Source organism: Streptomyces sp. 13-12-16 (genome assembly GCF_002114215.1).
Lineage (GTDB): Bacteria > Actinomycetota > Actinomycetes > Streptomycetales > Streptomycetaceae > Streptomyces.
This window is the reverse complement of record NZ_NCTE01001287.1, coordinates 2,287-2,547: the sequence shown is the minus strand read 5'-3', so window position 1 is coordinate 2,547 and position 261 is coordinate 2,287. Positions and strand designations below refer to the sequence as shown.

The window sequence follows — 261 nt, the reverse complement described above, 5'->3', positions numbered from 1 at the left end:
GGCCGCCTTCCAGCTGACGAACGAACCGGTGTGGGTCACGGGGTCGATGTCGGTGTCGACCACGACGGTGCTGTGCGCGCCGGTGCGTTCGCGCAGCCGGGCGGTGACGGCCGCGGCGACCCGGTCGGGCCGTGCGGTGCCGGGGAGGAGGTCCATGCGGACGGTGACCCGGTCGCCGCCGTCCGGTGCGCTGTCGACGACGACCTGGTAGCCCAGGCAGCCGCGGACGTCGGTGAGCACCGCCGCCTCCAGTTCGGCCGG

At 75.1% G+C, this 261-nt stretch carries 1 pseudogene; it reads right to left on the bottom strand.

The features are described 5' to 3' along the window. Positions 1-261: pseudogene (locus tag B7767_RS39495) on the bottom strand (phenylacetate--CoA ligase family protein); the annotation flags it as partial.